Origin of the sequence: Pigmentiphaga sp. (genome assembly GCF_019689535.1) — a bacterium.
Lineage (GTDB): Bacteria > Pseudomonadota > Gammaproteobacteria > Burkholderiales > Burkholderiaceae_B > Pigmentiphaga.
In genome coordinates this window covers 1-4,702 of the sequence record NZ_JADGHH010000234.1, presented here as the reverse complement: position 1 = coordinate 4,702, position 4,702 = coordinate 1, and the positions used below count along the sequence as shown (strand labels likewise).

6 protein-coding genes are annotated in these 4,702 nt (G+C 64.9%); 2 read left to right on the top strand and 4 right to left on the bottom strand.

The annotated features are described in order from the left end of the window. On the bottom strand, nucleotides 1-451 hold a 451-nt coding region (locus IRZ12_RS15720; RefSeq protein ID WP_296470384.1), incomplete at its 3' end, for a DUF177 domain-containing protein. Nucleotides 452-702: 251 nt separating this feature from the next. Between IRZ12_RS15720 and IRZ12_RS15715 the strand changes: the two genes are divergently transcribed. Beyond that, on the top strand, nucleotides 703-1,320 hold the full coding sequence (locus IRZ12_RS15715; RefSeq protein WP_296470381.1) for a Maf family nucleotide pyrophosphatase: 618 nt from the start codon (nucleotides 703-705) through the stop codon (nucleotides 1,318-1,320). Further along, nucleotides 1,317-2,042, top strand: a complete 726-nt coding sequence (locus tag IRZ12_RS15710; RefSeq protein WP_296470378.1) for an SAM-dependent methyltransferase — start codon at nucleotides 1,317-1,319, stop codon at nucleotides 2,040-2,042. The genes IRZ12_RS15715 and IRZ12_RS15710 overlap by 4 nt, the downstream gene beginning before the upstream one ends. Nucleotides 2,043-2,094: 52 nt before the next feature. Here the strand turns inward: IRZ12_RS15710 and sppA are convergent, their stop codons facing one another. The 3 genes from sppA to IRZ12_RS15695 form a co-directional block, all read right to left on the bottom strand. After that, a complete protein-coding gene (gene sppA / locus IRZ12_RS15705) occupies nucleotides 2,095-3,081 on the bottom strand; it encodes a signal peptide peptidase SppA (RefSeq protein ID WP_296470375.1) in 987 nt (328 codons plus the stop codon). A gap of 84 nt (nucleotides 3,082-3,165) precedes the next feature. Then, nucleotides 3,166-3,846 (bottom strand): HAD-IA family hydrolase, encoded by a 681-nt coding sequence (locus IRZ12_RS15700; RefSeq protein ID WP_296470372.1) that lies wholly within the window; start codon nucleotides 3,844-3,846, stop codon nucleotides 3,166-3,168. Beyond that, nucleotides 3,843-4,702: RluA family pseudouridine synthase (locus IRZ12_RS15695; RefSeq protein WP_296470369.1), on the bottom strand; the 860-nt coding region annotated here is incomplete at its 5' end. The genes IRZ12_RS15695 and IRZ12_RS15700, both read right to left, overlap by 4 nt.

Genomic DNA, 4,702 nt, shown 5'->3' with positions numbered 1-4,702 from the left:
GCACATAAGGGACGCTCAAGATCAATTCATCCTCGACCTGCTCGAGCAGGTCGAACTTGCGCGACCCCAGCACCTTTTCGAAATCCCGCTCCGTCCCGATTTCTTCCAAATCGGACTCGTCGAAGACATCGGGATCGTCGAGCTCAGCCTCGCTCTCGACCAACTGCAATGCCACCTGGGACGCAATAGGCATCGCCAGGGGCCCGAGGCACCGCTGGCATTGCAGGGTGAGTACCGTTTCAACGCCGAGCCGGATCAACGGCTCGCCGAGCGGGCCGCGATCGGCCGCCGCCGACCAGTGCACCTGCGCCGCGGGATCCTGCTCGGGAAACCCCTCGAGAAGGCGCACGAATCGAACCAGGGGAGCACGACCCTCGACCTTGCGGCCGAGCCTGACGAACTCGAACGCGTCGATATGGCGCACCGCGCCGGCTTCGCTGACGTCTTTCACGACATGCTTCCCGGAATGAATTCCGCTACGCTCCCCGAACCACAACCATCCACCTCAAAGCGCGCCAACCCCAAAAAAACACTGGGCCGAAAGCTCAAAAGGAAACCGACCGGATTAACCAGCCCCTCTCTCGCGCCGGAAAGTCGCGCAAGCGCCAAAAGGAAAAGGTAGCTCGGGAAAACAGTGGATAATAGCGCGAAAATTCAAAAACAGTCAAACAAGTCAATCACTTACCCCGTCCTGCTGCTTTCATGTCCGAACACCCAACCGGCCTGCGGCCGCTGATCCTCGCTTCTACCTCACCCTATCGGCGCGAGCTGCTCGAGCGCTTGCGCCTGCCGTTCGCCGTGGTGGCACCTGGCGTCGACGAAACGCCGCAACCCGGCGAAGCGCCGGCCGCGCTGGCCCTGCGCCTTGCCAAGTCCAAGGCGCGCGCGGTCGGGCGGCTCCACCCCGGCGCGCTGGTGATCGGGTCGGACCAAGTCGCCACACTGGGAGAAGGCGTAATCGGCAAACCGGGCGATTTCGATCGCGCGCTGGCGCAACTGCGCGCCATGCGCGGCAACACGGTGACTTTTTACACCGCCGTGGCCGTCGACGATGGCGAGCGCGTCGAATGCGCCACCGTCGAGACCCGCTGCAGGCTGCGCGATGTCCCCGACCGCGCCCTGCGCTCCTATCTCGCGGCCGAACGGCCCTTCGATACGGCCGGCAGCGCCAAGGCCGAATCGCTCGGCATTGCGCTCATGGAACGCATTGAAAGCGACGACCCCACCGCGCTGATCGGACTGCCCTTGATCGCCCTGACACGGCTGCTGGCCGGATTCGGCCTTGACCCCCTCGACGCGCTGGAGGCGCCGCGCGCATGAACGCACCTGCACCAGGCACTCTGCATCTCATCCCTGTCTCCCTGGGCGACGCGCCTCCTGAGCGCTGGCTGCCGGCCGAGGCGCGCACGCTCGCTGGACAATTGGACACCTACATCGCCGAAAACGCGAAAACCGCCCGCGCATTCCTGAAAGCCATCGGCACCGTGCGGCCCATACAGGAAATCACGATTCACACGCTCGATGCGAAGACCGACGAGCGTGACATAGTGGCCTGGCTCAAGCCTGTCGCCGCGGGCGGACGAATCGGACTGGTTTCCGAGGCCGGCTGCCCGGCCGTCGCCGACCCCGGCGCCCGCGTCGCGCGGGCGGCGCACGAAATGGGCATCCGCGTCCAGCCTTGGGTCGGCCCATCATCCCTTTTGCTCGGCCTCATGGCCAGCGGCCTCGACGGCCAGCGCTTCGCGTTCCATGGCTACGCGCCGGTGGACGCCGCCGAGCGAGCGCGCCAGCTACGCGATTGGGAGCAGGCATCGGCCCGGTACAACCAAACGCAGATGCTGATCGAGACGCCTTATCGAAACGCCGCCATGCATGCCGCGCTACTGGCCACCCTGCGACCCACGACGCTGCTGTGCGTGGCCCGCTCTCTGACCACGGATAGAGAGTGGATCAAGACACTCAGCATCGCCGATTGGAAACGGCAGCCGGCGCCCCAGCTCGACAAGCAGCCGACGTTGTTCCTCTTTCTCGCAAGGAAATGATGCACTTGCGCGTACATCCCGCAACGCGCGGAAAAGCCAAGGCCGGCCCCGGTCACCGCCAGTGCCAGAGGCGGCTCAATCCGGTCTTGGCCAGCCCGGCACCAAAGGCCACGCCTACGCGCTTGGCAACGCGTTCGGCGAAGTTCTCGCGTACCGTGTAATCCACGACGGCATCAGCCTTGATGACGTCGCGGGCGACGCTGTCCACCGTGCCCAGCTCGTCGGCCAGGCCAAGCTCGACGCTCTTGGCGCCCGTCCAGATCAAGCCGGTGAACATGTCTGGCGTCTCATGCAGGCGTTCGCCCCGACCTTCGCGCACGGCGGCGACGAACTGCTTGTATATCTCATCCACGAGCGCCTGCGCGTGAGCCTGCTGGGCAGGATTGCGCGGCGAAAACGGATCCAGGAGCGCCTTGTTTTCGCCGGACACCACCAGCCGCCGCTCGACGCCGAGCTTCTCCATCAGGCCGGTAAAGCCAAAACCTTCCATGATCACGCCGATCGAGCCGACAACGCTGGCCTGGTTGACGAAGATCTTGTCTGCGGCCGCGGCAACGTAATAGCCGCCCGATGCGCAGATTTCCTCGACCACCGCATAGACCGGCTTGTCGGGATACTGGCGGCGCAGCCGCCGGATTTCGTCATAAATCATGCCCGCCTGCACCGGGCTACCTCCGGGACTGTTGATGCGCAGCACGACGCCCTTGACCGCATCCTCGTCGAACGCGGCTTGGAGCGCGGCATTGATCTTTTCCGCGCTGGCCTCGCCCCCGGCGTCGATGACGCCTTCGACGTCGATCAAGGCCGTGTGCGGACCCGGCGCGGAGCCCGATCCGCCGAAAAGTACCCCACTCACGCTGAGCACGATCATGGCCACGATGGCCAACATGACGAGCCGAAAGAAGATGGTCCAGCGGCGTTTCGCCCGCTGCTCCTTGAGTGACGCGAAGACCAGTTTCTCCAGCACTTCTCGCTCCCATTCGCCCGGAACGCGTGACACGGAGTCGGTCGGCTGAGCGGGACGGACATCGTCGGACATGGAAAACACTCGCTATAGGGTATGAATGAATTTGGGCGGGGATGGAGGTTGCATAGGATAGGGCAACTCTGCCCCCGGCGGCGCCTATCTCGCCAGCGCTGCGACGCGGCCTGACAGCCATGCGTCGAGCTCGCGCACGCTGCCTACCAGGGCCTGGGGACCGCAGCTAGCGAGCTCCTCGCGGGCATGGGCCCCATAGGTGACGCCAACGCCATGGATGCCCGCATTGCGCGCCATGTGAAGGTCATGCGATGTGTCCCCCACCATGACCGCACCGGCGGGATCCACGTCCAATTCGCGCATGATTTCCAACAACATGGCCGGATGCGGCTTGGAAAAGGTTTCGTCGGCGCAGCGGGTGGTATCGAAATAATGGCCTATGCCGGTGGCTTTCAGCGCGCGGTCCAACCCTGCCCGGCTCTTGCCGGTCGCCACGGCGAGCCGGGCCCCCCGTTCAGCCAGGGACGCCAGCATCTGTTCCGCCCCGTCAAACAGTTTTAGTTGCGGGTCGCGGGTCAGGTAATGAAAGCGGTAGCGCGCGACGAAATCGGGCACCTGCGACTGCTGCAGGGTGGGCACGGCCGCCAGCAGGGCATCCTGCAGGCTCAGGCCGATTACCCACGCAGCCGCCTCGTCAGGCGGCGCGGGAAGCCCCAGGTCACGGCAGGCGGCCTGGATCGCGGCAATGATGGTCGGTGTCGAATCCATCAAAGTGCCATCCCAATCGAACACGATGAGCGAGTAGCCCTCGGCGGGTCGGGTCATGGGTTTTCCAGTTGCTGTAGGAATTTGATGCAATCTTCCGGCAGGGCCGCCTCGAATTCCAGGGGCTCCCCGGTCAACGGATGAGGCAGGCGCAAGGAATGCGCGTGCAGGAACATCCGGCAGAAGCCCCGCTGGACGGCATCCGCGGTCGCGAGTTCGTCGCCGTACTTGTCATCCCCGACGATGGGAAAGCCGCAGCTGGACAAATGTACCCGGATTTGGTGCGTCCGGCCGGTCTTGAGCTCGGCGTCAAGCAGCGAATAGGCGCCGTACCTGCGCTTGAGCGTAAAAATGGTATGGGCGGGCTGCCCCGCCGGGTCTACCTTCACCCGCCGCTCCCCTGACTGGGTAGACCACTTGGTGAGGGGCTTGCGCACGTGCTGCCGCTCATTGACCCAGTCTCCCGCCACCAGCGCCAGGTAATGCTTGTTCCACCTTCCCTCCCTGAGGGATTGGTGCAGGCCGACCAACGCGCTGCGCTTCTTGGCCACCAGCAGCAGGCCTGAGGTGTCTCGGTCCAGGCGGTGCACCAGCTCCAGGAAGCGGGCCTGGGGACGCGCGCGCCGCAGCTGTTCGATGACGCCGAAATCCACGCCGCTTCCGCCATGCACGGCAACGCCGGCGGGCTTGTCGATCGCCAGCAGGGCATCGTCTTCATAAACGGTGGGAAATTCCGTGGGCGGCACGAAACGCACGGGCGCCTCCGGAATGCGAAACGGCGGCACGCGGATCACGTCGCCCACGGCAATCCGGTAATCGACCGCCACCCGCCCCCGGTTGACGCGCACCTCGCCCCCGCGTATGGCCTTGTAAAGGTGGCTTTTCGGCACGCCTTTGCACAAGCGCAGCAGGTAAT